The 25,867-nt window shown below is 68.5% G+C and carries 22 protein-coding genes; 14 read left to right on the top strand and 8 right to left on the bottom strand.

From position 1 onward, the window contains the following. From BMX37_RS17635 to BMX37_RS17620, 4 genes are all read right to left on the bottom strand, one after another. The coding region (locus BMX37_RS17635; RefSeq protein ID WP_280139194.1) for a copper homeostasis protein CutC at window positions 1–327 on the bottom strand (327 nt) is incomplete at its 3' end. 1 nt (window position 328) lies between these two features. Next, window positions 329–1,330 carry a glycosylasparaginase gene (locus tag BMX37_RS17630; protein ID WP_093663458.1) on the bottom strand — a complete coding sequence of 334 codons (1,002 nt, stop codon included), beginning with the start codon at window positions 1,328–1,330 and terminating at the stop codon, window positions 329–331. 93 nt (window positions 1,331–1,423) lie between these two features. Then, a complete protein-coding gene (locus BMX37_RS17625) occupies window positions 1,424–2,098 on the bottom strand; it encodes a spermidine synthase (RefSeq protein WP_093667097.1) in 675 nt (224 codons plus the stop codon). Window positions 2,099–2,165: 67 nt separating this feature from the next. Further along, on the bottom strand, window positions 2,166–3,158 hold the full coding sequence (locus BMX37_RS17620; RefSeq protein WP_093667102.1) for an LLM class flavin-dependent oxidoreductase: 993 nt from the start codon (window positions 3,156–3,158) through the stop codon (window positions 2,166–2,168). Window positions 3,159–3,270: 112 nt separating this feature from the next. Between BMX37_RS17620 and BMX37_RS17615 the strand changes: the two genes are divergently transcribed. From BMX37_RS17615 to BMX37_RS17600, 4 genes are all read left to right on the top strand, one after another. Next, window positions 3,271–3,936 (top strand): pyrimidine 5'-nucleotidase, encoded by a 666-nt coding sequence (locus tag BMX37_RS17615; RefSeq protein ID WP_093667096.1) that lies wholly within the window; start codon window positions 3,271–3,273, stop codon window positions 3,934–3,936. Continuing rightward, window positions 3,933–4,757: a 2,3,4,5-tetrahydropyridine-2,6-dicarboxylate N-succinyltransferase gene (dapD, locus tag BMX37_RS17610; RefSeq protein ID WP_093667095.1), complete on the top strand. Its 825-nt coding sequence runs from the start codon at window positions 3,933–3,935 to the stop codon at window positions 4,755–4,757. Before BMX37_RS17615 ends, dapD begins: the two co-directional genes overlap by 4 nt. 71 nt (window positions 4,758–4,828) lie before the next feature. Beyond that, on the top strand, window positions 4,829–5,800 hold the full coding sequence (glpX, locus tag BMX37_RS17605) for a class II fructose-bisphosphatase (protein WP_093667094.1): 972 nt from the start codon (window positions 4,829–4,831) through the stop codon (window positions 5,798–5,800). A gap of 2 nt (window positions 5,801–5,802) precedes the next feature. Continuing rightward, on the top strand, window positions 5,803–6,546 hold the full coding sequence (locus tag BMX37_RS17600) for a CPBP family glutamic-type intramembrane protease (protein WP_139198151.1): 744 nt from the start codon (window positions 5,803–5,805) through the stop codon (window positions 6,544–6,546). Window positions 6,547–6,568: 22 nt separating this feature from the next. On the opposite strand, the gene BMX37_RS17595 is transcribed toward BMX37_RS17600, so the two are convergent. The 3 genes from BMX37_RS17595 to BMX37_RS17585 all read right to left on the bottom strand — a co-directional run bounded on the left by BMX37_RS17595 (window position 6,569) and on the right by BMX37_RS17585 (window position 11,923). Further along, window positions 6,569–7,258 (bottom strand): DsbA family protein, encoded by a 690-nt coding sequence (locus tag BMX37_RS17595; protein WP_093667092.1) that lies wholly within the window; start codon window positions 7,256–7,258, stop codon window positions 6,569–6,571. Between the two features lie 45 nt (window positions 7,259–7,303). Continuing rightward, window positions 7,304–8,659 carry a M48 family metalloprotease gene (locus BMX37_RS17590; RefSeq protein WP_093667091.1) on the bottom strand — a complete coding sequence of 452 codons (1,356 nt, stop codon included), beginning with the start codon at window positions 8,657–8,659 and terminating at the stop codon, window positions 7,304–7,306. Between the two features lie 489 nt (window positions 8,660–9,148). Next, the gene (locus BMX37_RS17585) at window positions 9,149–11,923 is read right to left on the bottom strand and encodes an Rne/Rng family ribonuclease (RefSeq protein ID WP_093667101.1); all 2,775 of its coding nucleotides are present in this window, start codon (window positions 11,921–11,923) and stop codon (window positions 9,149–9,151) included. A 482-nt stretch (window positions 11,924–12,405) separates the two neighbouring features. On the opposite strand from BMX37_RS17585, the gene BMX37_RS17575 reads away from it, so the two are divergent. The 4 genes from BMX37_RS17575 (at window position 12,406) to BMX37_RS17560 (ending at window position 18,783) form a co-directional block, all read left to right on the top strand. Further along, entirely contained in the window at window positions 12,406–13,668 is a 1,263-nt protein-coding gene (locus tag BMX37_RS17575) for an N-acetylmuramoyl-L-alanine amidase family protein (RefSeq protein WP_093667089.1), read from the top strand. A 663-nt stretch (window positions 13,669–14,331) separates the two neighbouring features. Next, window positions 14,332–16,830: a penicillin-binding protein 1A gene (locus BMX37_RS17570; protein ID WP_093667088.1), complete on the top strand. Its 2,499-nt coding sequence runs from the start codon at window positions 14,332–14,334 to the stop codon at window positions 16,828–16,830. A 110-nt stretch (window positions 16,831–16,940) separates the two neighbouring features. After that, the gene (gene prfB / locus BMX37_RS17565) at window positions 16,941–18,068 is read left to right on the top strand and encodes a peptide chain release factor 2 (protein ID WP_093667100.1); all 1,128 of its coding nucleotides are present in this window, start codon (window positions 16,941–16,943) and stop codon (window positions 18,066–18,068) included. Continuing rightward, the gene (locus BMX37_RS17560) at window positions 18,058–18,783 is read left to right on the top strand and encodes a class I SAM-dependent methyltransferase (RefSeq protein WP_093667087.1); all 726 of its coding nucleotides are present in this window, start codon (window positions 18,058–18,060) and stop codon (window positions 18,781–18,783) included. The genes prfB and BMX37_RS17560 overlap by 11 nt, the downstream gene beginning before the upstream one ends. Before the next feature lie 32 nt (window positions 18,784–18,815). Here BMX37_RS17560 and BMX37_RS17555 read toward each other — a convergent pair whose 3' ends face one another. After that, window positions 18,816–19,214, bottom strand: a complete 399-nt coding sequence (locus BMX37_RS17555; protein WP_170842060.1) for a JAB domain-containing protein — start codon at window positions 19,212–19,214, stop codon at window positions 18,816–18,818. 76 nt (window positions 19,215–19,290) lie between these two features. Between BMX37_RS17555 and BMX37_RS17550 the strand changes: the two genes are divergently transcribed. From BMX37_RS17550 to BMX37_RS17525, 6 genes are all read left to right on the top strand, one after another. Then, the gene (locus BMX37_RS17550) at window positions 19,291–20,085 is read left to right on the top strand and encodes a thymidylate synthase (protein ID WP_093667085.1); all 795 of its coding nucleotides are present in this window, start codon (window positions 19,291–19,293) and stop codon (window positions 20,083–20,085) included. A gap of 13 nt (window positions 20,086–20,098) precedes the next feature. After that, a complete protein-coding gene (locus BMX37_RS17545) occupies window positions 20,099–20,578 on the top strand; it encodes a dihydrofolate reductase (protein WP_093667084.1) in 480 nt (159 codons plus the stop codon). Between the two features lie 113 nt (window positions 20,579–20,691). After that, the gene (locus BMX37_RS17540; RefSeq protein WP_093667083.1) at window positions 20,692–21,618 is read left to right on the top strand and encodes a bifunctional riboflavin kinase/FAD synthetase; all 927 of its coding nucleotides are present in this window, start codon (window positions 20,692–20,694) and stop codon (window positions 21,616–21,618) included. 78 nt (window positions 21,619–21,696) lie between these two features. Continuing rightward, window positions 21,697–24,522, top strand: a complete 2,826-nt coding sequence (gene ileS / locus BMX37_RS17535; RefSeq protein ID WP_093667082.1) for an isoleucine--tRNA ligase — start codon at window positions 21,697–21,699, stop codon at window positions 24,520–24,522. Beyond that, window positions 24,515–25,039 (top strand): signal peptidase II, encoded by a 525-nt coding sequence (gene lspA / locus BMX37_RS17530; protein ID WP_093667081.1) that lies wholly within the window; start codon window positions 24,515–24,517, stop codon window positions 25,037–25,039. Before ileS ends, lspA begins: the two co-directional genes overlap by 8 nt. Continuing rightward, window positions 25,032–25,448, top strand: a complete 417-nt coding sequence (locus BMX37_RS17525) for a DUF3035 domain-containing protein (protein ID WP_093667080.1) — start codon at window positions 25,032–25,034, stop codon at window positions 25,446–25,448. The genes lspA and BMX37_RS17525 overlap by 8 nt, the downstream gene beginning before the upstream one ends. The last annotated feature ends 419 nt before the right edge of the window (window positions 25,449–25,867 follow it).

Genomic DNA, 25,867 nt, shown 5'->3' with positions numbered 1-25,867 from the left:
GAGCCGCCGGTCGGCTTCGCTCGCGCCGATCACCACGCCGGCCAGACCCGCCTCGGCCGCGAGGCGGATGTCGTCGGCGACCAGCGCCCGTTCGGCGGTGGAGGCGATGAAGTCCCCTTCGCGGGGGCGGCAGAGCAGGTGGACGGGCAGGGTCCCCGCCGCGGCGGCGCGGATCAGCGACTCCGGCGGGGTCAGGCCGCCGATGCCCAGCGCGGCGCACAGCTCGATCCGGTCGGCGCCGCCCTGCGTGGCCGCGACGAGCCCCGCGACCGAATCGACGCACACCTCCAACAGGCGGCGCGGGGGCTTTGCTGGCGTCGGTGTCACCTCAGGCCCGGAACAGCGATCCGGCCTTGTGGACGACCGTGCGGCCGGCGGCGTCTGTCGCAGCATAGGTGAAGCCCGGCAACAGGCAGAACGCGCCCACTTCCCCTTGCGGGCCAAGCGCCAGGAAGCCGACCTGAACCCCCCGGATCGCGTCGCCGCGCAGGGAGGCGATGTGCCGCACCACCTCTTCGCAGGCGGCCTGCGGGGACAGGCCGGCGCGCATGGAGGCGACCACGCGTGCGGTGCCGGCCACGCGCGTCACCTCTTCGCCCAGGCCGGTGGAGGTCGCGGCACCCACACCGCGCTCCACGAACAGGCCGCAGCCGACCTGTGGCGAATCGCCGACCCGGCCGCGCATCTTGAACGCCATGCCGGAGGTCGTGCAGGCGCCCGCGAGCCGCCCGGCCGCGTCGCGCGCCAGGATGCCGATCGTGTCATGGTCCAGCGCGCCGCCAGGCGTTCGCGACACGCGGTTCTCGACATTCGCCTCCGGCCGGTAGTTCGCGGTGCGCAGCCAGTCGCGCCACGCCTTTTCCGCCTCCGGGGTGAGCAGCGCGCGCTGTGGAAAGCCCTGGTCGCGGGCGAAGCGGGTCGCGCCGTCTCCCACCAGCATGGTGTGCGGCGTCTTTTCCATCACCCGCCGCGCGACGGAGACCGCATGCACCGTGTCTTCCAGCGCCGCGACTGCGCCCACCTGACCGGTATCGTCCATGATGACCGCGTCGAGCGTCACATGCCCGTCGCGGTCGGGATAGCCGGAATAGCCGACCGAGTGATTGGCGGGATCCGCCTCCGGCACCATGCCGCCGGCCTCCACCGCGTCGAGCAGGGAACCGCCCGCGCTCAGCCGCGCAAACGCCGCCGCATTGGCCGCCGCGCCGAAATCCCAAGTCGACAGGACCGTCGCGCCAGGCCCCGCAGCGCGCTTGCGCCGTTGCAACGCGGCGGCAGGCGTCGCGGCCAACAGGCCCATGGCGGAGAGCAGAGAACGTCGATTGGTCATACGGGTCCCTAATGCGGAGTTCTCACAATGCCACATCCCGATTTCGTATGGAAAGTCACTAACCGGGAAGCGGCGCCTGATGGGGCAGGAACCCTAGCTGCGTCGGCCGAGCCAGATGACGTGCCGCGGGCCCTTGCCGTTGCTGCGGGCGCGGACCGCGACCTCTTCGGTGACGAAGCCGGCCTGTGCCATGCGCCGGGCAAAGGCGTTGTCAGGTGCGGCCGACCAGACCGCCAGGATACCGCCGGGCGCCAGCGCCCGCCGCGCGGCCATCAGTCCGGCGGGCGAATAAAGCCGGTCGTTCGCGTCGCGGGTCAGGCCATCGGGACCATTGTCCACGTCCAGCAGGATCGCGTCATAGTCGCCCACGCCGCGCCCGATCACCGCCGCGACATCGTCCGCCACCAGTCGAACCCGCGGGTCGTCGAGGCAGCCGGCGGCCAGCTCCGCCATCGGGCCCCGCGCCCAATCGATGATCTCCGGCACCAGTTCGGCGACCGTCACCTTTGCGCGCGCGTCCAGCCGGGTTAGCGCGGCGCGCAGGGTGAAGCCCATGCCATATCCGCCGATCAACAAGTGCGGCGGCTTCGACCCGTTCAGCCGGTCGCAGGTGAGCGTGGCCAGCGCCTCCTCCGACCCGCTCATCCGGCTGCTCATCAGCTCGTTGCGATCCAGCGCGATGATGAAGTCGCCGCCGCGTCGGAACAGGCGTAGCGTCTCGCCCCCGCCGGGGACGACGGCCGTTCCGATCAGCTCGCGCGGGGTCATGCTCAGTCCAGTTCCGGTTGCAGAATCCCTAAGCGCCTACACGCCCGCGTCATTCGACGCGAGCGGTTCAGGCGGTCAGTGCCTGCATCGCCTCCGCCGCGATGGCGATCGAACGCTTGCGGGCGGTGTGATCGTGGATGGCGCTGGTGATCATCACCTCGTCCACCTGCGTGCGATCGATGAACGCCTTCAGCCCGGCCTGCACCGTCTGCGGAGAGCCGATGGCCGAGCAGGCCAGCACATGGTCGAGGATCACGGCCTGCGCCGGCGGCAGGCTGGCGCGGTAGCCGGGCACGGGCGGGGGCAGCTGGCGTGGATTGCCGGTCCGGAGCGCGACGAACGCCTGTTGCTGGGATGAGGCGAGCAGCTCCGCCTCCGCGTCCGTGTCGGCCGCGAACACGTTGAAGCCCGCCATCGCATGGGGGCGATCGAGTTGCGCGGAGGGGCGGAAGTCGCGGCGATAGATGGCCAGCGCCTGATCCAGCGCGTCGGGCGCGAAATGCGAGGCGAAGGCGTAGGGCAGACCCAGCGCGGCGGCGAGCTGCGCCCCGAACAGGCTGGACCCCAGGATCCAGAGCGGCACGTTCGCCCCCGCGCCGGGGGTGGCGCGGATGCCGGTTTGGCCATCGTCGGCGAAATAGCTCATCACCTCCAGCACATCCTGCGGGAACGCGTTGGGGTCTGTTTCCAACGTCCGGCGCAGCGCCCGCGCGACCCGCTGGTCCGATCCCGGCGCGCGGCCAAACCCCAGGTCGATGCGACCCGGGAACAGCGCCTCCAGCGTGCCGAACTGTTCCGCGATCACCAACGGCGCGTGATTGGGCAGCATGATGCCGCCGGCACCAACGCGGATGGTGCTGGTCGCGGCGGCGACATGGCCGATCACCACGGCGGTGGCGGCGCTGGCGATGCCGGTCATGCCGTGGTGCTCCGCCACCCAGTATCGCCCATAGCCGAGCGTCTCTGCATGGCGCGCGAGATCGGCGGCGTTGGCGAGCGCGGTGCCCACCGTGCCGCCTTCGACGACGGGAACCAGGTCCAGCAGTGAAAAACGTGTCATGGGCGTGAACATGGGAAGCGGCTATGCGGCGCGCAATTGGTTGTTTCGGCAACCATGCCCGATCTTTCGGCCGCCTTGCCCCGCAACACCGCCACGCCTAGACGCCACAGCCATGATCGCGCGGCTGGCCCATGTCCGAAACTGGATCTTCGATCTGGACAACACGCTGTACCCGGCCCGCACCAACCTGTTCGCGCGCATCGACGCGCGCATGACGCGTTTCGTCGCCGACCTCTTGGGGATCGGGGAGGCGGAGGCGTACCGCGTCCAGAAGGATTATTTCATCGGCCATGGCACCACGCTGGCCGGGCTGATGGCGCATCATCAGGTCGATCCGCATGCCTTTCTCGACTATGTCCACGATATCGAGATGGACGTGCTGGAACAGGACGCGCCGCTCGCCGCCGCCATCGCGCGGCTGCCGGGTCGCAAGCTGGTCTTCACCAACGGCGACAAGCCTTATGCGCTGAAGGTGCTCGACCGGCTCGGCCTGGGCGAGAGTTTCGAGGCGATCCACGACCTGCACGCCATGGACCTGGTGCCCAAGCCGGCGGCCAGCGCCTATCGCGGACTGTGCGACGCGTTCGGGCTCGACCCGGCCGAATGCCTGTTCGCGGAGGACATGGCGCGCAATCTTAAACCGGCCAAGGCGATCGGCATGACCACCCTGTGGGTCGACAACGGGTCCGAACAGGACCCGGACGTCGACCGCGCATTCATCGACTTCACCACGGCGGACTTGTCCGCCTGGCTGCATCACATCCTGGAGGACCAATGACCGACCTTGCCGCCACCATCGACGCCGCATGGGAGGATCGTGCGAATCTGGGGTTCGATACCGGCGGCGAGGTGCGGGATGCGGTCGACGCGGCGCTAGAGATGCTGGACGCGGGCGAGGCGCGGGTCGCGGAGCCTGACGGGGCCGGCGGCTGGCGCGTCAACCAGTGGCTGAAAAAAGCGGTGCTGCTGAGCTTTCGCCTCAACGACAATGTGCTGATCGACGGGGGTCCGGGTGCGGGCCACTGGTTCGACAAGGTGCCGTCGAAGTTTTCCGGCTGGTCGCAGGACCAGTTCCGCGCCGCCGGTTTCCGCGCGGTGCCCGGCTCGGTCGTGCGCCGGGGCGCGTTCGTCGGCAAGGGTGCGATCCTGATGCCCAGCTTCGTCAACATCGGCGCCCATGTCGGGGAGGGGACGATGGTCGACACCTGGGCGACCGTGGGCAGCTGCGCGCAGATCGGCCGCAACGTCCATCTGTCGGGCGGCGCCGGCATCGGCGGCGTGCTGGAGCCGTTGCAGGCCGATCCCGTCATCATCGGCGACGGCGCGTTCATCGGCGCGCGGGCCGAGGTGGCGGAGGGCGTGCGCGTCGGTGAGGGCGCGGTGCTGTCGATGGGTGTGTACCTGGGCGCGTCGACCAAGATCATCGACCGCGACACGGGCGAGGTCTTCCGCGGAGAGGTGCCCCCCTATGCGGTCGTCGTGCCCGGATCGACCGGTGGCGAGAACGGGAAGCCATCCCTGTACTGCGCGGTGATCGTGAAGCGCGTCGACGAGCGCACCCGCGCCAAGACCAGCATCAACGACCTGTTGCGCGACTGACGCTTGCGGGGTGCTCCGCACGTCTCTACCTACGCGTTAAACGTGTTCAACACGAACGGCTGGAGAGCAGGATGACGACCCCGACGGTGAGCAGCGTCCTTGACCGCGTGCTGGTGCTGGAAATGGTGCGCGTGACGGAGGCGGCGGCGATCGCGGCCTCCACCCTGGTCGGGCGCGGCGATGAAAAGGCGGCGGACGCGGCGGCGGTGGAGGCGATGCGCGCCGCGCTGAACGAGCTCGACATGAACGGCACGGTCGTGATCGGCGAGGGCGAGCGCGACGAGGCGCCGATGCTGTTCATCGGGGAAAAGGTCGGCACCGGGCAGGGTCCCGCCATCGACATCGCGCTCGATCCGCTGGAGGGCACGACCATCTGTGCCAAGGCTGGCCCGAACAGCCTGGCCGTGCTGGCCATCGCGGAGGCGGGCGGCCTGCTCAACGCCCCCGACGTGTACATGCAGAAACTGGCGGTCGGTCCCGGTTACCCCGACGGGATCATCGACCTGGACAAATCCACGACGGAGAATGTCTGTGCAGTCGCGGCCGCCAAGGGTGTGGAGCCGCGCGACATCATCGTCTGTGTCCTCGATCGACCGCGCCATGAGGGGCTGATCGCAGAGCTGCGGGGCCTGGGCTGTGGCGTGATGCTGATCGGCGATGGCGACGTGGCGGGCGTGATCGCGACCAGCGATCCGGACACGACCATCGACATGTACATGGGTTCGGGCGGCGCACCGGAGGGTGTTCTCGCCTGCGCCGCGCTGCGCTGCGTCGGCGGCCAGTTCAAGGGCCGGCTGCTGTTCCGCAACGACGACGAGCGGGCGCGCGCGGCCAAATGGGGCGTCACCGACCTCGACAAGCAGTACGACCTGGACGACCTGGCGAAGGGCGACTGCATCTTCGCCGCGACCGGGGTCACGGACGGGTCGCTGCTGGCGGGCGTGAAGCGTCGGGCGGGCAAGATGACGACCGAAAGCGTGGTGATGCGCGCGTCCTCCGGCACGGTGCGCTGGGTGAAGGGCGAGCACCGGATCGGCGGGTGATCGTGCCTGCGCTCCTGCTGGCGGGGGCGTTGGCGGCCTATGGCTGGTTCCTGTGGGGCGGCCGGTTGCGTCGCGACTGGTTCCGGCCTCGCATGGCGCGATCCGGTGGTGGAGGCGAGCATCCGCTGGCGCGGACGGCGCGGCGAATGCTGTTGCTGTTCGGCGGCAGCGGTCTGGTCGGGCTGCTGCTGATCGGCCGGCTGGATGCGCCGGTGACGATGCCGAGCGTGTTCACCGACGCACAGGCGCTGGCGGCGCGCTGGACCGGCATTCCCGCACCATCGCCCTGGCCGGTCGGGACCCTGCTGGCCGCGATGGTGGTCGGCGGCGTAATCGCCGGACTGGTCGCGAGGATTCGGCGTCGTCCGCCCGCGACGCTGGGCCGCGCGGACATGCTGGTGCCGAAATCCTCCGGTGATCTGGGCTGGGCGCTTGTCGTGTCGGTTGTGGCGGGCACGTGCGAGGAGCTGTTCTTTCGCCTGTTGCTGCCGTTGCTGATCGCGCTTGTCGGCTTTGGTGCGCCGATCGGATTCGGGGTGTCCGCGATCCTGTTCGGGATCGCGCACCGGTATCAGGGCGTCGTCGGGGTGGTGACGACCGCCGTGCTCGCGCTGCTGCTCAGCGCCGCCTATCTGCTGACGGGCCAGCTATGGATGGCGATGGTGCTGCATACTGCGCTCGACCTCGTCGCGCTGATCGTGAGGCCGCTGGTCGCGGGGACGATGCGCCGCCCGCATCGAGGGTGACCGGGACGGTGCTGTCCGCCGGTCAGCGCCCGCGTGCTGCCGCGACCGCGCGTTGCAGTTCCTCCAGCGGCAGGGCGCCCGACAGGACCCGGTTGCCGATGATCCAGCTGGGCGTGCCGTTGATCCCCAGCTGCGCCGCCGCCTTCAGGTTGGCGGCGATCTCCGCCTCGTTCTTCGCGCTGCCCGCCTTGGACAGGTCCACGCCCGCCTTGGCCGCTGCACTTGCAATGCTGGCGTCGCTGACCGGGCCGCCGGTGTAGAGCGCGTCGTGGAATGCGGGCCAGCGGCCCTGGCGCGCGGCCGTCAGGCTGGCGCGCGCGGCGGCGTGGCTGGACTGGGCCAGGATCGGCAGTTCGCGGTACACGACCCGGACGTTCGGGTCCGCCTTCACCAGCGCGGCGATCACCGGCAGGCTGGCCCGGCAATAGCCGCAATTATAGTCGAAGAACTCAACGACGCTGACGTCGCCCTTCGGATTACCCGACAGTGCGTTGCCGATCGGCTGGGTCAGCGTCGCGTCCGCCTGTGCCACCAGCTTGCCGGTCTCACGATCCTGCAGCGCCTGCATCGCCTCCGTGATGATGTCGGGATGCGCGACCAGCGTACGGCGGATCGTCGCCTCGTCCGCCTGGCGACCGGCCACCGTCCACATGCCGAGCGCACCCAGGGCGGCGCCGATCAGCGCGACCAGCAGCATTGTCCATCGATTCATCGAATTCCCCGTCGTTCCGCCGTTCGGTGTATCAGCAACGATGCGTCACCGGCGGCGCTTGCGCGACTTGGGATCGTCGTCGATCGCGTTCTGCGACACCATGGCGATGTCCTGCGCACGAATCCAGTCGGGGGTGTTGGCCGGAATGCCGGCCATGGCGGCGCGGGCGCTTTGCACCGCCGTGCGGTTGTCGCCAGTCATGTTCGCCCGCTCCGCCGTGGCGAGCGACGCGCGTGCGACATCGCCGGTCCGTTCATAGGCGATGCCGAGCTGGTACCAGGCAAAGGGATTCTCGTCGTCGCGCGCCACGGCGGTCTTCAAAACCCGCTTCGCTTCCTCGTAATTCGCCTTGTCTTCGGTCGCGATCAGCGCGTGGCCGAGCGTGGTCGCGATCAGCGGATTGTTGCGCGACCCCGCGGTGGCCGCACGCAGCGGTACCAGCGCCTGATCGGGGTGTCCGGCCTCCAATAGGATCTGCCCCTGGATCTCCTGAAAGAACGGGTCGTGCGGGTCCGCGCGGATCAGCGCCGCCGCCTCCGCATCCGCTTTGTCGGGGTACCCGCCCTTGTGATAGGCATAGGCACGCGCATAGTGCGCGTAGATCGAATTGTCGCTTTCGGGATACGCGTTCAGCGTACGGCCCGGGTCCTGCACATAGCCGTTCAGCTTCGCCTTCACCCGGCGGAACCGTTCCTCCAGCGCGGGATCCGGCGTCTTGTCATAGGCGGCCGATTTCTGGATGTCGGCGGTCAGCGTCTGGATACGCTCCCCCGACAAGGGGTGCGACTGCATGAACGGGTCGATATTCTCCAGCCCGTAGCGATATTCCTGCTGCTGTAGCTTCTTGAAGAAGGCCAGCATCCCGCGCCCTGAAATGCCGGCGGTGTTCAGATACTTCACCCCGCTGGCATCGGCGGTCGATTCCTGCACCCGGCTGAAGGCGAGGTACTTGCCCATCGCCGCCTGCTGCCCCGCCGCCATGATGCCCGCACCCGCATCGCCGCTGCCCGCCGCCATCGCGGCCAGCCCTAGCACCATGGACAGGAGGTACATGCCCATCGCCGGCTTCGCCGCCGCCGCGCCCGACAGGACATGGCCGTCGGCGATGTGGCCCAGTTCGTGCGCGATCACGCCCTGCACCTGGTTGGCGTTGTCCGCCGCCTGGATCAGCCCGGTATGGACGTACACCGTCTGGCCCCCGGCGACGAAGGCGTTGATCGAATCGTCGTTGATGAGCACGACCTGCACGTTGCGCGGGGACAGGCCGGCCGCCTTGATGAGCGGCGCGGACATGTCGGCGAACATGGTTTCGGTTTCCGCGTCGCGCAGGATCGATTGCGCGGCGGCTGGCTGCGCCCAGAGCAGGACGATCGTGGCGAATGCGGCGAACGCGCGTTTCATGCGACGGACCTTAGCCGATACGGCGGTGGAACACAGGCGGGAAAAAACCCTGGCCGACTTTGACGCCGCACGGGTGAACCCTCGCTGATCGGCTGGCACCTTAGCGAGCGGTGATGATGTCGTCGCGGGGATTTGTTCAAGCGGTAGGCTGCGAGCAGGCGTCTGCGCACGACGCCGCTTTACATGTGCGCCAACATTCGCGCGACCGACCGCATCAGTGATCCGCAACAATGCGAACGCGGCCAAATCGACGGCGCATCTGGAGATGCTCGCCCCGTCTCGCTCCGTTCCGCCGGTCGGCTCGCAATGCGCGGTGGTGAAGGTGATCACGCGGCGGGGCGCATGGCGTCCGTGTTAGCGAGCGGCCGGAACGGGCAACGGCGATATGGGGTTGGGGACGGTTGAGCGGGCTTCCGCACGGATGTGCCGGCGGCGACGATAGCGTAGGGCGACCCTCCCGGTGCCGCAGGACACCAGGAGGGGGCGTTATTAGGCGCCGAACGTCCGCTGCCACCAGCCGCGACGTGCGGGAGGCGCAGTGCCTTCCTCGGTCGGACCTGCGGCGTCCGTTTCTTCCGACGCGCTGTCAGTCGTGTCTACCGGGCTTGCACTTTCCGGCGCCGGCGCCGGCGCTGCCTCTGCGGCAGGAGCCTCCGCCGTCTCGGCTGCCGTCGGCGCGGCCTCCGCCTTGCGGCGCGTACGGCGCGGCTTGGGCGCGGGCTCGGCGGCGTCGGCCACAGGTGCCGCGGCTTCGGGCTTCGCGTCTGCCTCGGCCGTGTCCGGCGCGGCGGCCGTTTTGCGACGGCTGCGACGCGGCTTCGGTGCCGCTTCGGCGGGCTCTGCCGCCGGCGTCTCGACCTCGGCCGCAGGCGCTTCGGCCGGTGCGGCAGCGGTGTCGCCCACGACATCGGCGGCGGGCGCGGCGCGGCGGCTGCGCGTGCGTCGACGCGGTGCCGGCTCTGCAGCCGCTTCGTCCGCGACGGCTGCGGGCGCGATCACCGGCGGCACGTCGCTTTCGAGCACGACAGGCTCCGCACCCAGCGGATTGCCGGGCGCCGAGTCGCCGGCCTCTACCAGCACCGGCTCACCCTCGTCCGCGTCGGACGCCGCATCATCGACCTCGGCCGACTGTGCGTCGTCGCGGGCGGCGTCGCCACCGTTGCCGCCGCCACGACCGCCACGGCGGCCGCGACGGTTGCGCCGCCGGCGTCCTTCGCGCTGCGCCGGCTCATCCTCGCTCACCGTGGCTTCGGGCGCGACGTCATCAGGCTCGGCCGTGTCGGTTTCCGACTCGTCGATCGCCTCCTCGACAACGTCCTCGCTCGTCTCGTCGGTCGCATCGGACTGCTGCTCCTCGTCGCGGTTGCGACCGCCGCGCCCGCGACGGCGGCGACGGCGCTTGCGATTGCCTTCACCCTCGCCACGATCCGACTGCTCGCCGGACGGCCGCGTCTCCTCGACGACCTCTTCTTCCTCCAGCTCGTCGATCTCGTCGGGAATGTCGTCCTCGACCTCCTCGATGATCGGAGCCTCGAAGCGGGGCGCATGAGCGGGCGGGGGGCCGGAGGCCTCGACCGACATGCGCGCACCTTCCTGCTCGCCGCCCGGCAGAACCTCGACCACGACGCCGTAGCGGTCCTCGATCTCCGCGATATCGGCACGCTTGCGGTTCAGGACGTAGAACGCCGCCTCCTGGCTGGCGCGCAGCGTCAGGCACGATCCGCGACCGCGTGCCGCCTCGTCCTCGATCAGGCGCAGCGCCGACAGACCCGCCGACGCGGCGGTGCGGACCAGCCCGGTGCCCTCGCAATGCGGGCAGGTGCGCGTGGACGCCTCCAGCACCCCGGTGCGCAGCCGCTGGCGGCTCATCTCCATGAGGCCGAACGAGCTGATGCGGCCTACCTGGATGCGGGCGCGGTCATTCTTCAGCGCCTCCTTGACGGCCTTCTCGACCTTGCGGACGTTGGAGCCGTTGTCCATGTCGATGAAGTCGATCACGACCAGGCCCGCCATGTCGCGCAGGCGCAACTGGCGCGCGATCTCCTGCGCTGCCTCCAGATTGGTGGCGGTGGCGGTCTGTTCGATATTGTGTTCGCGGGTCGACCGGCCGGAATTGATGTCGATCGACACCAGCGCCTCGGTCGGGTTGATGACCAGATAGCCGCCAGACTTCAGCTGAACCACCGGATTGTACATCGCGGCCAGCTGGTCCTCGACATGGCTGCGCTGGAACAGCGGCACCGGGTCGGAATAATGCCGCACCTTCTTCGCGTGGCTGGGCATCAAGAGCTTCATGAAGTCCTTGGCGTGGCGATACCCTTCTTCGCCCTCGACGATCACCTCGTCGATGTCGCGGTTGTAGATGTCGCGGATCGCCCGCTTGATCAGGTCGCTGTCGCCATAAATCAGCGCCGGCGCCGCCGATTGCAGCGTCTGGTCACGGATGCCGTCCCACAAGCGCGCCAGGTAGTCGAAGTCGCGCTTGATCTCGGTCTTGGTACGCTGAAGCCCGGCAGTGCGCACGATGCAGCCCATGGATGGCGGCAGCTGCATTTCCGCCATGATCGACTTCAGCCGCTTGCGGTCGGACGCGGAGCTGATCTTGCGGCTGATCCCGCCGCCATGCGACGTGTTGGGCATCAGCACGCAGTAACGGCCGGCGAGCGACAGATAGGTGGTCAGTGCGGCGCCCTTGTTGCCGCGCTCCTCCTTGACGACCTGGACCAGCAACACCTGGCGGCGGCGGATCACGTCCTGGATCTTGTACCGGCGGCGCAGGTTCATGCGGCGCTGGCGCAGCGCCTCCACCTGGTCGTCGTTCTGGCCACGCGGACGCTTGGACGTGCCGGCATCGTCGTCCTCGCCGGAATCGTCCTCGGCAGGCGCATCGTCGCGGTCCTCGCCCGCTTCGGCGTCGTCATAGCCGTCGGCGTCGTACTCGTCCTCGTCGGCGTCCTGCTCGGCGCGCAGCGCGGCCTCTTCGGCGGCGTGCTCGGCCTCTTCCCGCAACAGGGCCTCGCGGTCCTCCTTGGGGATCTGGTAATAGTCCGGGTGAATTTCCGAAAAGGCCAGGAAGCCGTGGCGATTGCCGCCGTAATCGACGAACGCCGCCTGCAGCGACGGTTCGACGCGCGTCACCTTGGCGAGGTAGATATTGCCCTTGAGCTGTTTACGCTCGGCGGACTCGAAGTCGAATTCCTCGATCCGGTTACCCTTGACGACGGCTACCCGGGTCTCTTCCCGGTGGCGAGCGTCGATCAGCATACGCATGGTCATGTGAAAGTCTCCACGCGCGCATCGAAGCGTTCAGCCGTTGCGCGCGGCGATTGGTCGCGCCGGGCATGGGGCCCGTGGCGCGGAAGGTTAGCGAGAATGCGTCTGCTCGCACGGCATGGCGGGGCGAAAACCCCTCGCTTTTCCGCGAAACGGCGAGCCCGCCGGCAAGGGCCGGTCGGACTGGCAGGGGCGGAACATGCGTCATGTGAGCGTCAACCTGGTTGGCGGCGCCGAATCCCGGCGCGGCAACGATCATGATCCTGCGAACCGACGCCGCAAGGTCCATGGCCGTTATCGCATTAGCTAGCATCCGCTTCGGTTCATCGCAACTGGCGGGCGCAGCGTCTGCAAAGGTGGCAGAACGGGGCTGGTAAGCAGCAGGTTAACCGCATTTCGGAAGCTGGCGGCGACCGTGTTCAACTATGACCAGGCCATTCGCCCGGTGTTGAGGGCGGGCAAGGGGTTGCGTGATGGCTTTTGGCTGGACCGGCGGGACGGCTGCACGGCATGGACGCGGCGTGCTTGCGGTTCTTGCCCTTCTTCTGACCTGGTTCGGTGCGGCGCCCGCCTGGGCCACGGCCGTCACCGGCGTGTCCGTGTCGGCGGACCGAATCGCGATCGCCTTCGATGCGCCGGTGTCGGGCGCACGGGCGGTGCTGTTGAAGGACCCGCGCCAAATCGCGATCGACCTGCCCGATGTGCCGGCGACCGGAGATGCTTTGCCGACCGTGCGCGGTGGTGCCCTGGTGTCGGCCGTGCGGCAGCGACCCGGGCCGAACGGCGGCACCCGAATCGAATTCGCGCTGACCCGTCCCGCGACGGTGGCGGATGGTGGTTTCCGGAGCGGTGGCAGCCAGCTTTCCGTCGCGCTGACGCCGGCGGATGGGCCCGCTTTCGCCGCGGCCAGCGTGGCCGGGCCGCTGGATTTCTTTCCCTTCAACCTGGGCGGCCTCGGCACGCATGCGCCGCGTTACAAGCTGTCGATCCCGGTGCCGCCGCGCACCCGCAGCGCCGCGTTGCCGCGCGTCGCGGGTGATGCGAGCCGGCCGCTGGTGGTGATCGACGCCGGGCATGGCGGGTTCGATCCCGGTGCGATCAGCCCCACGACCGGGCTGCGCGAAAAGGATGTCACGTTGCGCATCGCCCGTGCGATTCGCGACGAGCTGGTCGCGAGCGGCCGGGTGCGCGTCGCGCTGACCCGCGACACCGACCGTTATCTGGTGCTGCGCGAGCGGTTCGGCATCGCACGACGGTTGGGCGCGGACCTGTTCATCTCCATCCACTGCGACAGCACGGGGACGGAGGATGCCACCGGCGCCTCGGTCTACACCCTGTCCGAAGTTGCGTCCGACAAGGAGGCGGCCCGGCTGGCGTCTCGGGAGAACAAGGCGGACGTGATCTCGGGCGTCAATCTGGGCGATGCCGGATCGGACGTGTCGTCCATCCTGATCGACCTGACGCAGCGCGAGACCATGAACGCATCGGCCAGCTTCGCGCGCCTGCTGGGTCGCGAGGCGAAGCCGCTGATCCCGGTCAAGCCGGTGTTCCACCGCATGGCGTCGCTGATGGTGCTGAAGGCGCCGGACATGCCGTCGATCCTGTTCGAAACCGGCTATATCTCGAACCCGGCCGATGCGGCGTTCCTGGACAGCGAGGCTGGCCGCGAGAAGATCGCCCAGGCCGTGCGCCAGGCTGTGGAGGTGCATTTCGCGAGGCGTATGGCGGCGCGGTGAGGGGCGCGACGGCTGATCGTTCCTCGATGCTGCGAGGCAGGGCCAGCCGTGAACAGAGTGGGTTGCCTGGGCATGGGGAACCATCAACGCTGGTGTTGATCCTGTCCGGTGCGCTGAGCAAGCCGGGGATGGTCCGGCCGCCCCTGTCCTTTCCCCGCGTGGCTGTGACCGGCTCTTACTGCGGTGAAAGCCGATGGTCGAAGGCGGCCCCTCGCCTGCAACAGACCATCTTGTTCGATCCGGTGGAGCGGTAAGCTGCGCGCGCTGCGATGAAGCCTGCATCGTCGATGCTGTCCCTTCCTCCTGAATTGCGAGATCGCCCCAGGATAGCCAAAAAACTGTCTGGCGAAGGATCACATGAGGGGCAAGAGGACCCGCATGCGATCGCCATCGCGCTTGCGCACCGACTGCGCGTCCTGCCGTTATAGCGCGGCGCGGGCGGGGTGGCGGGTTCCACCCATCGCTCATTCCGGAGGGTCCTGCCCGCCCCGATAGGAATGCGTTTCCGAGGGGCCGCCGCCGCCCCGGTCGCTGCGGCCGTCATCGCCATCACCGCACAGGAAGGGATCTGCCTGACAGCGACCGTCCGGTGCGCCGCACCGACGCGGTGATGCAGGGCGGCTTTCCCCCGCGAGGGAACCTGCTAAACGCTGGCCGCTGAAGATGGCGTCCGAACCTCCCCCCGAGTACAGCTCCGGCTTTCGCATCAGGCGACCTGCGTCCGGCTTCGCGCGTCCGTTATGGGCGCGCTGGTGGGTGAAGGGGCTTGCTGTTCTGGCTCTGCTCGGCCTGATCGCTTTTGGCATCCTGTGGGCGACGGTGATCCGCACGCTGCCCTCCGTCGAGCAGCTGCGCACCTATGAGCCGCCGCTGCCGACCAACGTGCGCGGGATCGATGGCACCCCGATCCAGAGCTACGCACGCGAGCGGCGGGTGGAGCTGAGCTTCGCCGAATATCCCAAGAACATGGTCCACGCGATCCTGTCGGCGGAGGACAAGACGTTCTTCGAGCATCACGGCCTGGATTATCCCGGCCTGGCGCGCGCCGCCTATCAGGGCGTGGTCAAGGGACAGACGCCGCGCGGCACCTCCACCATCACGCAACAGGTGGCCAAGAACCTGCTGGTCGGCAACGAGGTCAGCTATGGCCGCAAGTTGAAGGAGGCGATCCTCGCATGGAAGATCGAGGACACGCTGACCAAGCCGCAGATCCTGGAGCTGTACCTCAATCAGATCGCACTCGGCCGTAACGCCTTCGGGGTCGAGGCGGCGGCGCACGCTTATTTCGACAAGGAGCTGAGCGAGCTGGACCTGGCGCAGCTCGCCTATCTGGCCATCCTGCCAAAGGGGCCGTCCAACTACGACCCGTTCCGCCACACCGAACGCGCGCTGGAGCGGCGCAACTGGGTGCTGGGGGAGATGGAGAAGAACGGCTTCATTTCCGGAGCCGAACGGGCCGAGGCGACCGCGGAGCCGATCGGCGCGGTGCTGCGCCGTACGCCGAAGTTCGAGGCGCGTTCCGGCTATTTCGTCGAGGAGGTTCGCCGCCAGCTGATCGCCAAGTTCGGCGAAACCGCGCGCGATGGGCCGTACAGCGTGTATTCGGGCGGGCTGTGGGTGCGCACCAGCCTGGACAACCGGTTGCAGGACCTGGCGGCGCAGGCGCTGCGCGACGGGTTGCTCCGGTTCGATCGGGGCCGCGGCTGGGGCGGCCCGATCCGCCATGTCGATATCGACGGGGAACGGTGGCAGCAGGCGCTGCTCAACACCAACATCGGCCTTGATTACAGCAACTGGCGCGCGGCGATCGTGATCGACAAGTCCGCGGGCGGCGCGACGATCGGCTTCGCCAATGGCGAGACGGCCGCTTTGCCCCGGTCGGGTGCGCAGATGGCGCTGAGGGGCAAGCCGGGCAACGCGTTCGGCGCGCTGGCGGTGGGCGACATCGTCGCGGTGGGGCCGGAGGGTGGCGCCTACGGCCTGCGCGCGATCCCCCGCATCTCCGGCGGGTTCGTTGTGGAGGAGCCGGCGACCGGACGCGTGCTGGCGATGCAGGGTGGCTTCGACAACCGGTTGCAGGCGTTCAACCGCGCCACCCAGGCGATGCGCCAGCCGGGGTCGACCATCAAGCCGATCGTCTATTCGGCGGCGCTGGACGCGGGCATGACGCCGGCGTCGATCATCGTCGACGGGCCGTTCTGCGTCTATCAGGGCGCGCGGCTGGGCAACAAATGCTTCCGCAATTTCACGGGCGGCGGCTCCGGCCCGCATACTATGCGCTGGGGCGTCGAGCAGAGCCGCAACCTGATGACGGTGCGCGCCGCCGCCACGACCGGCATGCCGCGCGTGGTCGACCGGATGAAGCGCATGGGTGTCGGCGACTATCCCGCCTACCTGTCGTTCGCGCTGGGGGCGGGCGAGACCACCGTGACCCGCATGGTCAACGCCTATGCGATGCTGGAGAATAACGGCCGCGGCGGTCTGCCGACGCTGATCGACTTCGTGCAGGACCGGCATGGCAAGGTCATCCTGCCGGAGAACTGGCGCGCCTGCGACGGCTGCAACGCGCGGGATTGGGACGGCAAGGCGATGCCCCGGCCGATGTCGCGGCAGAAGCAGATCCTGGATGCGATGACCGCGTATCAGGTCGTCCACATCACGGAGGGGGTGATCCAGCGGGGCACCGCCACGGTGCTGCGCGATCTGAACCGGCCGATGTTCGGCAAGACGGGCACGAACTCCGGCCCCACCGACGTGTGGTTCATCGGCGGCACACCGCAGTTCATCGGTGGCCTGTATATCGGATACGACTCGCCGCGCAGCCTGGGCGGGGCGGCGCAGGGCGGCACGCTGGCCGCGCCGATCTTCAAGGAATTCGCGGCCAAGGCGTATGACGGGCTGGAAAAGCTGCCGTTCCGCGCGCCCGCCGGCATTCGCATGGTGCGCATCGACCGCGCCTCCGGCCGCCCGGTGTACGGCACGTGGCCGAACACCGCCGATCCGAAGCCGGCGGTGATCTGGGAAGCGTTCAAGCCGGAAAGCGAGCCGCGTCGCGCCGCCCGGCGGGCGGGTCCCGTCAGCGCCGCGCCGACCGTGGCCACCCAGCCGAAGCGGGCACGCAGCGACAGCGACTTCTTGCAAAGGGAAGGTGGAATCTACTAGCCGCGCGTCTTCGTGACGATTTCCCGGCACGGGTCTGCGCCTTTCGCCGCGAAAGCGCCCGCCCGACCAAAACAGACATGCCGGCACCCGGTCGGCCGATGGAGAGTTCGATGCGCGCCGAAGCGCAGGCACATGTGGACAGCATCAACGAGGCGCTTCAGCTGCTGCGCCGGTTCCTGGATTGGGACCGTGCGCTGCGTCGGCTGGATGAGCTGAACGCGCGGGTCGAGGACCCGACGCTGTGGAACGACGCGAAGGCGGCGCAGGACGTGATGCGCGAGCGGCGCCGGCTGGACGAGGCGATCACCGCCACCCGTTCGATCCAGACCGAGATGGACAGCACGGTCGAACTGATCGAGCTGGCCGATGCGGAGGGCGACGCGGAACTGGCCGATGAGGGCGCGCGCAGTCTGGCCGAGCTGGCCGAGCGCGCGAACCGCGACAAGGTCAAGGCACTGCTGGCCGGAGAGGCGGACGCCAACGACACCTATCTGGAGATCAACTCCGGCGCGGGCGGCACGGAAAGCAACGACTGGGCCGAAATGCTCCAGCGCATGTACACCCGCTGGGCCGAGCGGCACGGCATGAAGGTGGAGCTGGTCGACTACCACGCCGGCGAACAGGCGGGGATCAAGTCGGCGACGCTGCTGGTCAAGGGCGAGAACGCCTATGGCTATGCCAAGGTCGAAAGCGGCGTGCATCGGCTGGTGCGGATCAGCCCGTATGATTCCTCCGCGCGTCGGCACACCAGCTTTTCGTCGGTGTGGGTGTATCCGGTGATCGACGATTCGATCGACATCGAGATCAACGACAGCGAACTGCGCATCGACACCTATCGCGCGTCGGGTGCGGGCGGTCAGCACATCAACACGACCGATTCGGCGGTGCGTATCACCCACATCCCGACCGGGATCGTGGTCGCGTGCCAGAACCAGCGGTCGCAGCACAAGAACAAGGCGGAAGCGTACAACCAGCTTCGCGCGCGGCTGTACGAGCACGAGCTGCGCAAGCGCGAGGAGGAGGCGAACGCGGTCAACGCCACCAAGACCGATATCGGCTGGGGCCACCAGATCCGCTCCTACGTCCTGCAGCCCTATCAGCTGGTCAAGGACCTGCGCACCGGCGTCACCTCCACCAGCCCCGGCGACGTCCTGGACGGCGACCTGGACGATTTCATGGCGGCGGCACTGTCGCAGCGCGTGACCGGCGAGGCGGTGGCCGTGGAGGATGTCGACTAAGGTGCGCATCCGCCGTCTGCTTCCCCTGCTGGTGCTGTTGGCGGCGTGCGACGGCAGCAAGCCGCTGATCCGCCATGATGCCGAACAGCCGGGTCCGTTCCCGGCCGCCGACCGTCCGGTCGCGCGGATTGTGTCCTCGCGCTGGTCGACCGAGGAGGTGCGCGACCGCCTGAACGAGGCGGGCGAGGTGATGAACAAGGCCGGGATCGCGCCGGGCATGACCGTGGCCGACATCGGCGCGGGCGAGGGCTATTACACGATCCGTCTGGCGCAGCGGGTCGGCGCCGAGGGGCGCGTGTTGGCCGAGGATATCCAGCCGCAGTTCCGCGACGCCCTGGCGGAGCGCGTGGCGCGCGAGCGGCTGGACAATGTCTCGGTGCGACTGGGCGCGCCGGTCGATCCCAAGCTGCCGCCCGCCAGTTTCGACCGGGTGCTGATGGTGCACATGTACCATGAGATCGAGCAGCCCTACGAATTCCTGTGGCGGCTGCGCCCCTCGCTGAAGCCGGAGGGGCTGGTCGTCGTCGTCGACGCCAATCGACCGACGGAGGCGCACGGCACGCCGCCCGCGTTGCTGCGCTGCGAATTCGCCGCGGTGGGGTATCGCCAGGTGGCGATGATGGAGATGCCGTCGGCCGGTGGCTATCTGGCGGGGTTCCGCCCGGCCGGCCCGCGTCCCGAACCTGCGACGATCAAGGCCTGCCGCATCGACTGACGGCGGGGCCAGTGCTGGCCGCGTTACCGGACCTAGAGAAAGCCGCTTTCGCGCAGGCTGGTCATGCGGTCGCCGGCGATGACGAAATGGTCGATCAGGCGCATGTCGAGCGCCTCGACGCACAGCACCAGGCGCCGGGTGAAGGCGAGGTCGGCCCGGCTGGGCTCCGCGATGCCGCTGGGGTGATTGTGCGCCATCACCAGTTTGCGCGCGTCGAGCGCCAGCGCGTCGCGGATGATATCCCGGATGGGCAGTTCCAGCCAGTCGGTCGCGCCGACCATGTGACGCATGCCGAGCAGCGCGCGGCGGCCGTCCAGATACGCGACCGTCGCCACTTCGTGCGACAACGCGCCGAGCGGCGCGAACAGTCGCGCGATGTCCTGATCCCCCCGATCCACACGCCGCCATGGCCCGGTGGAAGCGCGCCGCACGAGCGTAACCGCATCCATTTCGGCGGCGTCGCATGGGCGCTGGCATGTCGGTGCGGCTCGCGCTACGCGGCGTTGCATGCGCCAGTATCTCGACCTGATGGACCGCGTCCTTGCGACCGGCAGCCGGCAGATGGACCGCACCGGTACCGGCACGCTGAGCGTGTTCGGTCACCAGATGCGTTTTGACCTGACGCAGGGTTTTCCGGTGCTGACCACCAAGAAGCTGCACCTGCGATCGATCATCGTGGAGCTGTTGTGGTTCCTGCGCGGCGACACGAACGTCCGCTGGCTGCAGGAACAGCGCGTCAGCATCTGGGACGAATGGGCGGATGAGGCAGGGGATCTGGGTCCCGTCTATGGCCAGCAATGGCGCGACTGGGTGGCGGCGGACGGCCGGCATATCGACCAGATCAAAGGACTGGTCGACGATCTGAAGAGCAATCCCGCCTCGCGCCGGCACATCGTCACCGCGTGGAATCCCGGCGACCTGCACGCCATGGCGCTGGCGCCGTGTCATTGCCTGTTCCAGTGCCATGTCGCGGACGGGCGGCTGTCGCTGCAGCTGTATCAGCGTTCGGCGGATATCTTTCTGGGCGTGCCGTTCAATATCGCCAGCTATGCTCTGCTGACGCACATCCTGGCCCAGCAATCCGGGCTGGAGGTCGGGGACTTCATCTGGACCGGCGGCGACTGCCACCTGTACCTCAATCACCTGGACCAGGCGCGCACGCAGCTGGCGCGGAACCCCGGCCCGCTACCCCGGCTGGAGGTCGTCCGCACGCCGCCGTCGATCGATGCCTACACGCTCGAGGACTTCGTGCTGACCGGTTACGAGGCGCAGGCGCATATCAAGGCGCCGGTCGCGATATGAAGCGCCGCTCGGCATGACAATCGTGTTCCATCTCGCCCGCGCGGACAATGGCGTGATCGGCCGTGACGGCGCATTGCCCTGGCACCTGCCCGCCGACCTGAAGCAATTCAAGGTCGCCACCATGGGTCGGCCGATGGTGATGGGACGCAAGACGTTCGACAGCTTTCCGGCGCCCCTGCCGGGACGTCGCCACATCGTCCTGACCCGCGATCGCGACTGGCGCGCGGCCGGCGCGGAGGTGGCCCATTCGCCCGAGGAGGCGCTGGTGCTGGCGGGCGAGGACCGGGGCGAGGTGGCGGTGATCGGGGGTGCGGAGATCTTTCGCCTGTTCCTCGACCGCGCCGATCGGATCGAGCTGACGGAGGTGCATGCCGCGATCGACGGCGACGCCACCGTGCCGCCGTTCGAGGGCTGGCGCGAAATCGCGCGGGAGGATCATCCGGCCGAGGGCGAGCGTCCCGCCTATAGCTTCGTCACGCTGGTTCGCGCGTGACAGCGCACGCAGGGGTTCGCGCGTGACGTGGCACGCAGGGGTTCGCTCGTGACATCGCGCGCTGGGTTCGGCGGGATTGCTCCTTTCGGGGCCCGGCCGTAGAGCGCACGGCCATGGAGCGGCTGGACGGCAGCGCGGCCATTCCCGCGCATCTTGCCGGCGGGATCGTCGCGCTGGGCAATTTCGACGGATTCCACCTGGGTCATCAGGCGGTGGCGGGTGCGGCGGTGGCGCGCGCGCGGGCGGAGGGGCGCCCGGCCCTGATCGCGACGTTCGACCCGCATCCGGTGCGCTTCTTCCGGCCCGACGCCCCCCCGTTCCGGCTGACCACGCTGGATCAGCGCGAGCGGCTGTTCGCGGCGGCGGGCGCGGATGCGATGGTCGTGTTCCATTTCGACGGGTCGCTGGCGGCGCTGACGGCGGAGGATTTCATCGCGGAACGGCTGGTCGCCGCGCTGCGTGTCGGCGGCGTGGTGACGGGTGAGGATTTCACCTTCGGCCGCGCCAAATCGGGGGATGCCGCGATGATGGCGCGAGCCGGCGGGGTGTTGAACTTTTCCACCGAAACGGTGGCACCGGTGGTGCTGGACGGAGAGGTCGTGTCCTCCAGCCGCATCCGTTCCGCTTTGTCGCATGGCGATTGCGGCGTCGCGTCCCGCCTGCTCACCCGACCCTTCGCGATCCAGGGTGTGGTGCAGCACGGCGACAAGGTGGGGCGCACGATCGGCTATCCGACCGCCAATCTGGACATGGGCAAGTATCTGCGCCCGGCGTACGGCATCTATGCGGTACGCGGCCGGCTCGCGGATGGACGCGTGCTGCACGGGGCCGCCAATCTGGGCATCCGGCCGCAGTTCGAGCCGGCGAAGGAGCTGCTGGAACCCTATTTCTTCGACTTCGACGAGGACCTGTACGGTCAGGTGATCGAGGTCGAGCTGGTGGAATATCTGCGGCCCGAGGCTCGGTTCGACGGCCTTGACGCGCTGAAGGCGCAGATGGCGGCGGATTGCGACCGCGCCCGCGCGATCCTGGCGCGATAGCCCTGCGGTCGAAAGCCGCGAATGGGGCCGGATCGTTATTTGTTTTGAAGAGGTCCTTTCGCTAATGCTCGAAGCCGCATGACCGACGCTTCCGACAACGCCGCCGCCGCTTCCGCGAACAGGGACTGGCGCGACACCGTCTTCCTGCCGAAGACCGATTTCCCGATGAAGGCGGGGTTGGCCCAGAAGGAGCCGGCGATCCTGGAACGCTGGGCGCGGATCGGCGTGTACGACCGGCTGCGTGAACAGCGCGCCGGGCGGGAGCGGTTCATCCTGCATGACGGCCCGCCTTACGCCAATGGCGACATCCACATGGGTCACGCCATGAACAAGGTGCTGAAGGACATCATCGTCCGCAGCCAGACCCTGATGGGCAAGGATGCGCCCTATGTCCCCGGCTGGGACTGTCACGGCCTGCCGATCGAATGGAAGGTCGAGGAAGCGTACCGCGCGAAGAAGCAGGACAAGGACAGCGTCCCCGTCGACCAGTTCCGCGCCGAATGCCGCGCCTATGCCGCCAAATGGGTCGACGTGCAGCGTGCGGAGTTCGAGCGGCTGGGCGTGATGGGCGATTGGGCCGACCCGTACCTGACCATGAACTACGACGCCGAGGCGACGATCGTCGGTGAGCTGTTGAAGTTCGCGGAAAGCGGACAGCTGTATCGCGGTGCGAAGCCGGTGATGTGGTCGCCGGTAGAAAAGACAGCGCTGGCCGAAGCCGAGGTCGAATACGAGGACGTCGTGTCCACCCAGATCGACGTCGGGTTCGAGGTGCTGGACTGCCCGGAATGGCCCGCGCTGAAGGGGGCGCAGGCGGTGATCTGGACCACCACGCCCTGGACGATCCCGGTGAACCAGGCGATCGCCTATGGCTCCGCGTTCGATTACCTGGTGGTCACCGTGGCGGGCCGCCGCGTCATCGTCGCGGAACCGCTGCTGCCGGCCTATCTGAAGCGGGTGGGCGAGAAGAAGTTCGACTTCGAAGCGCTCATCAAGGGCACGATCTTCGAAGGGGCGACGGTGCGTCACCCCATGCACGCGCTGGGCGGATTCTTCGCGAAGCCGCGGCCGATGCTGGCGGGCGACTTCGTTACCACCGATGCGGGCACCGGTCTGGTCCATATGTCGCCGGACCATGGCGAGGACGATTTCCTGCTGTGCAAGAGCCACGGCATCGACCCGGTGTTCGCGGTCGACGGCGGTGGGTTCTACCGCCCTGACTGGCCGTGGCTGGGTGGTCAGGGCAGCGTCATCAACAAGAAGTTCGTCGCCAGCGACGGTCCGATCTGCAACGACCTGCGCGAGGCGGGCGGACTGATCGCCGCGTCCGACGACTTCGCGCACAGCTATCCGCACAGCTGGCGTTCCAAGGCGAAGCTGATCCAGCGCGCGACGCCGCAATGGTTCATCCCGATGGACCGGGAAATCAGCGACGGCGCGCCATCGGCCGAAGGGCGGGGCGAGGTGGTCGGCAACGGCGCATCGCTGCGCGAGGTGGCGCTGGACGCGATCGCCCGCACCCGCTGGGTCCCCGCGCGCGCGGAGAACCGCATCACCGCCATGGTGCAGGGGCGTCCAGACTGGGTCATCAGCCGCCAGCGCGCCTGGGGCGTGCCGATCGCGCTGTACGTGCATCGCCAGAGCGGCGAATATCTGAACGATCCGGCGGTCAACGCGCGCATCGTCGACGCTTTCCGCAGCGGCGGGGCGGATGCGTGGTTCACCGCCGATCACACGACGCTGCTCGGCCCCGACCACGATCTGGCCGATTACGAGCCGGTCAACGACATCCTGGACGTGTGGTTCGATTCGGGCAGCACCCACGCCTTCACCGTCGAGGCGCGCTATGGCGAGGGCGTACGCGCCGACCTGTATGTCGAGGGGTCGGACCAGCATCGCGGCTGGTTCCAGTCGTCGCTGCTGGAAAGCTGCGGCACGCGCGGCCGGGCGCCCTATGACGCGGTGCTGACCCACGGCTTCGCGCTGGACGGGCAGGGACGCAAGATGTCCAAGAGCCTGGGCAACGTGGTCGATCCGCTAAAGGTGATCGGCGAGTCGGGCGCGGATATCCTGCGCATGTGGGTCGCCTCCACCGATTATTTCGACGACGTCCGCATCGGCAAGGAGGTGCTGGGCACCGCGTCCGACGCGTATCGCAAGCTGCGCAACACCTTCCGCTACCTGCTCGGCGCGCTGGACGGGTTCGACAAGGCGGAGGTGGTGCCCGTCGCGGCCCTGCCGGAACTGGAACGCTATATCGTGCACCGGCTGGGCATGCTGGACGCGGAGTTGCGCGAGGCGGCGACCGGGTTCGAGTTCAACCGCTATCTGCGACTGCTGACCGATTTCGCGCAGGACGACCTGTCGGCGTTCTTCTTCGATATCCGCAAGGACTCGCTGTACTGCGACGCGTCGTCAGACCCGCGGCGGCGTGCGTACCGGTCGGTGCTGGACACGCTGTTCCACGCGCTGGTCCGCTATGCCGCGCCGGTGATCCCGTTCACCGCCGAGGAAGTGTGGCAGACCCGCTTTCCCAGCGAGGACGGATCGGTCCACTTCCTGGAATGGCCCGAACTGCCCGCGATGCCGGGCGATGCGGTGGTCGGCACCAACTGGCGCGATGTGCGTGGCCTGCGCGAACAGGTGACGGAGGCGATCGAGCCGCTGCGCCGGGAAAAGACGGTGCGGTCCAGCTTGGAGGCGGAGGTGACCGTGCCCGACCTGCCTCTGTCGGCGGATGCGCTGGCGGAAGCGTTCATCGTCGCGAAAGTGACGAAGGGCGAGGACATCGACGTGACGCGGACCGGATACCACAAATGCGGCCGCTGCTGGCGCCACCTGCCAGAAGTGAGCGACGACGGCGATCTGTGCGGCCGTTGCGAAAAGGTCGTGTCGCATGCGTGACGTGCCGCGCGGCGGGTTGGGCTGGGCGGCGCTGCTGTTCGTCCTCGATCAGCTGACCAAATGGGCGGTGACCGGGCCGCTCGGCATCAGCTATTCGGGTGCGGTGCGGGAGATCACGGGATTCTTCGCGCTCCGCTTCGTGCCGAACCATGGCGTGTCGCTCGGCTTCCTGACCGCCAACGGCCATTTCTCACGCTGGGCGCTGGTCGCGCTGACCGGCGCGATCGCGGTGGGTGTCGCGGTGTGGATGTTTCGGGAGCGGAACCGCGCCGATCAGGCCGCGCTCGGCCTCGTGCTGGGCGGGGCGTTGGGCAACATCGTCGACCGGGTTCGGTTGGGCTATGTGACCGATTTCGCCGATCTGCACTTCGGCGACTGGCGACCGTTCCTGGTGTTCAACCTGGCCGACGCGGCGATCACGATCGGCGTGCTGGTCCTGCTTGTCCGAGCGCTCCTGATGCGCGACAAGCGCCCCGATGCCCCCAAGGATTCTCCCGTGGAGAAAGTGAATGCGTAAGATTGTGCCGATCGCCCTCGGGCTTGCGGGCGTCGCCCTGTTGTCGGGTTGCGGGAAGCGTGGTTTCGACCGCGCCCGGCCCGACGAGTTCGCCGTGGCACGCCAGGCGCCGCTGGTGATCCCGCCCGATTTCTCGCTGACCCCGCCCCAGCCGGGCGCGGCGCGGCCGCAGGATGCCGCATCCAACACCCAGACGCTGGACGCGCTGTTCGGCGGCCCGGCGCAGCGCAGTGCCGGCGAGTCGGCAACGGTGACCCAGGCCGGCGGCGACACGGCGGATGAGGGCGTGCGCTCCACGGTCGGCGATCCCGACACCAGCGTCGTCGACAAGGGCGCCACCACCCGCGACATCGTCGCCGCACCCGAGGGTGACGGTCAGGACGCGCGGGCGTCGACGCAGGGCAAGTAAGCGGCGGGACGGCGAGCCATGCTCCGTGTCGGCCCACAGTTCGTCGTGTCTGCGCCGATAGCGATCGCATTCGCCAGTCGGGTAGCTGTGGGCCTCGGATAGACCGTCCTCTGGGTATGAGAACGCACCGTTAGCGTTGCGGCGCGTTTGCCGCTGTTCCAGCCGGCCTGATCGCGTCAGGCTCCACTGGTCACACCGCCGCCTAAGTCTGCACAACGCGAACCCGAGACGGCTGCGCGATCGTGGAGCGCAGGCGGGGCCGGCCCCGGCGACCGGGCCCGCCATTGTGAATCCGCCGCGTGGAAGCTTACCGGCCCCGTCGCGGAACTTCACGCCTCCGCGCGGATCCGTTCCCGGCTTGCGCGCTGCTGTTGCTACAGGCGGGCAGTCGAAAGCGCTGTCGGATTTCCTTGGTCCTC

This window comes from Sphingomonas gellani (genome assembly GCF_900110035.1).
Taxonomy (GTDB): domain Bacteria; phylum Pseudomonadota; class Alphaproteobacteria; order Sphingomonadales; family Sphingomonadaceae; genus Sphingomonas; species Sphingomonas gellani.
The sequence above is the reverse complement of the archived record's forward strand: the minus strand, read 5'-3'. Positions and strand labels throughout refer to the sequence as shown.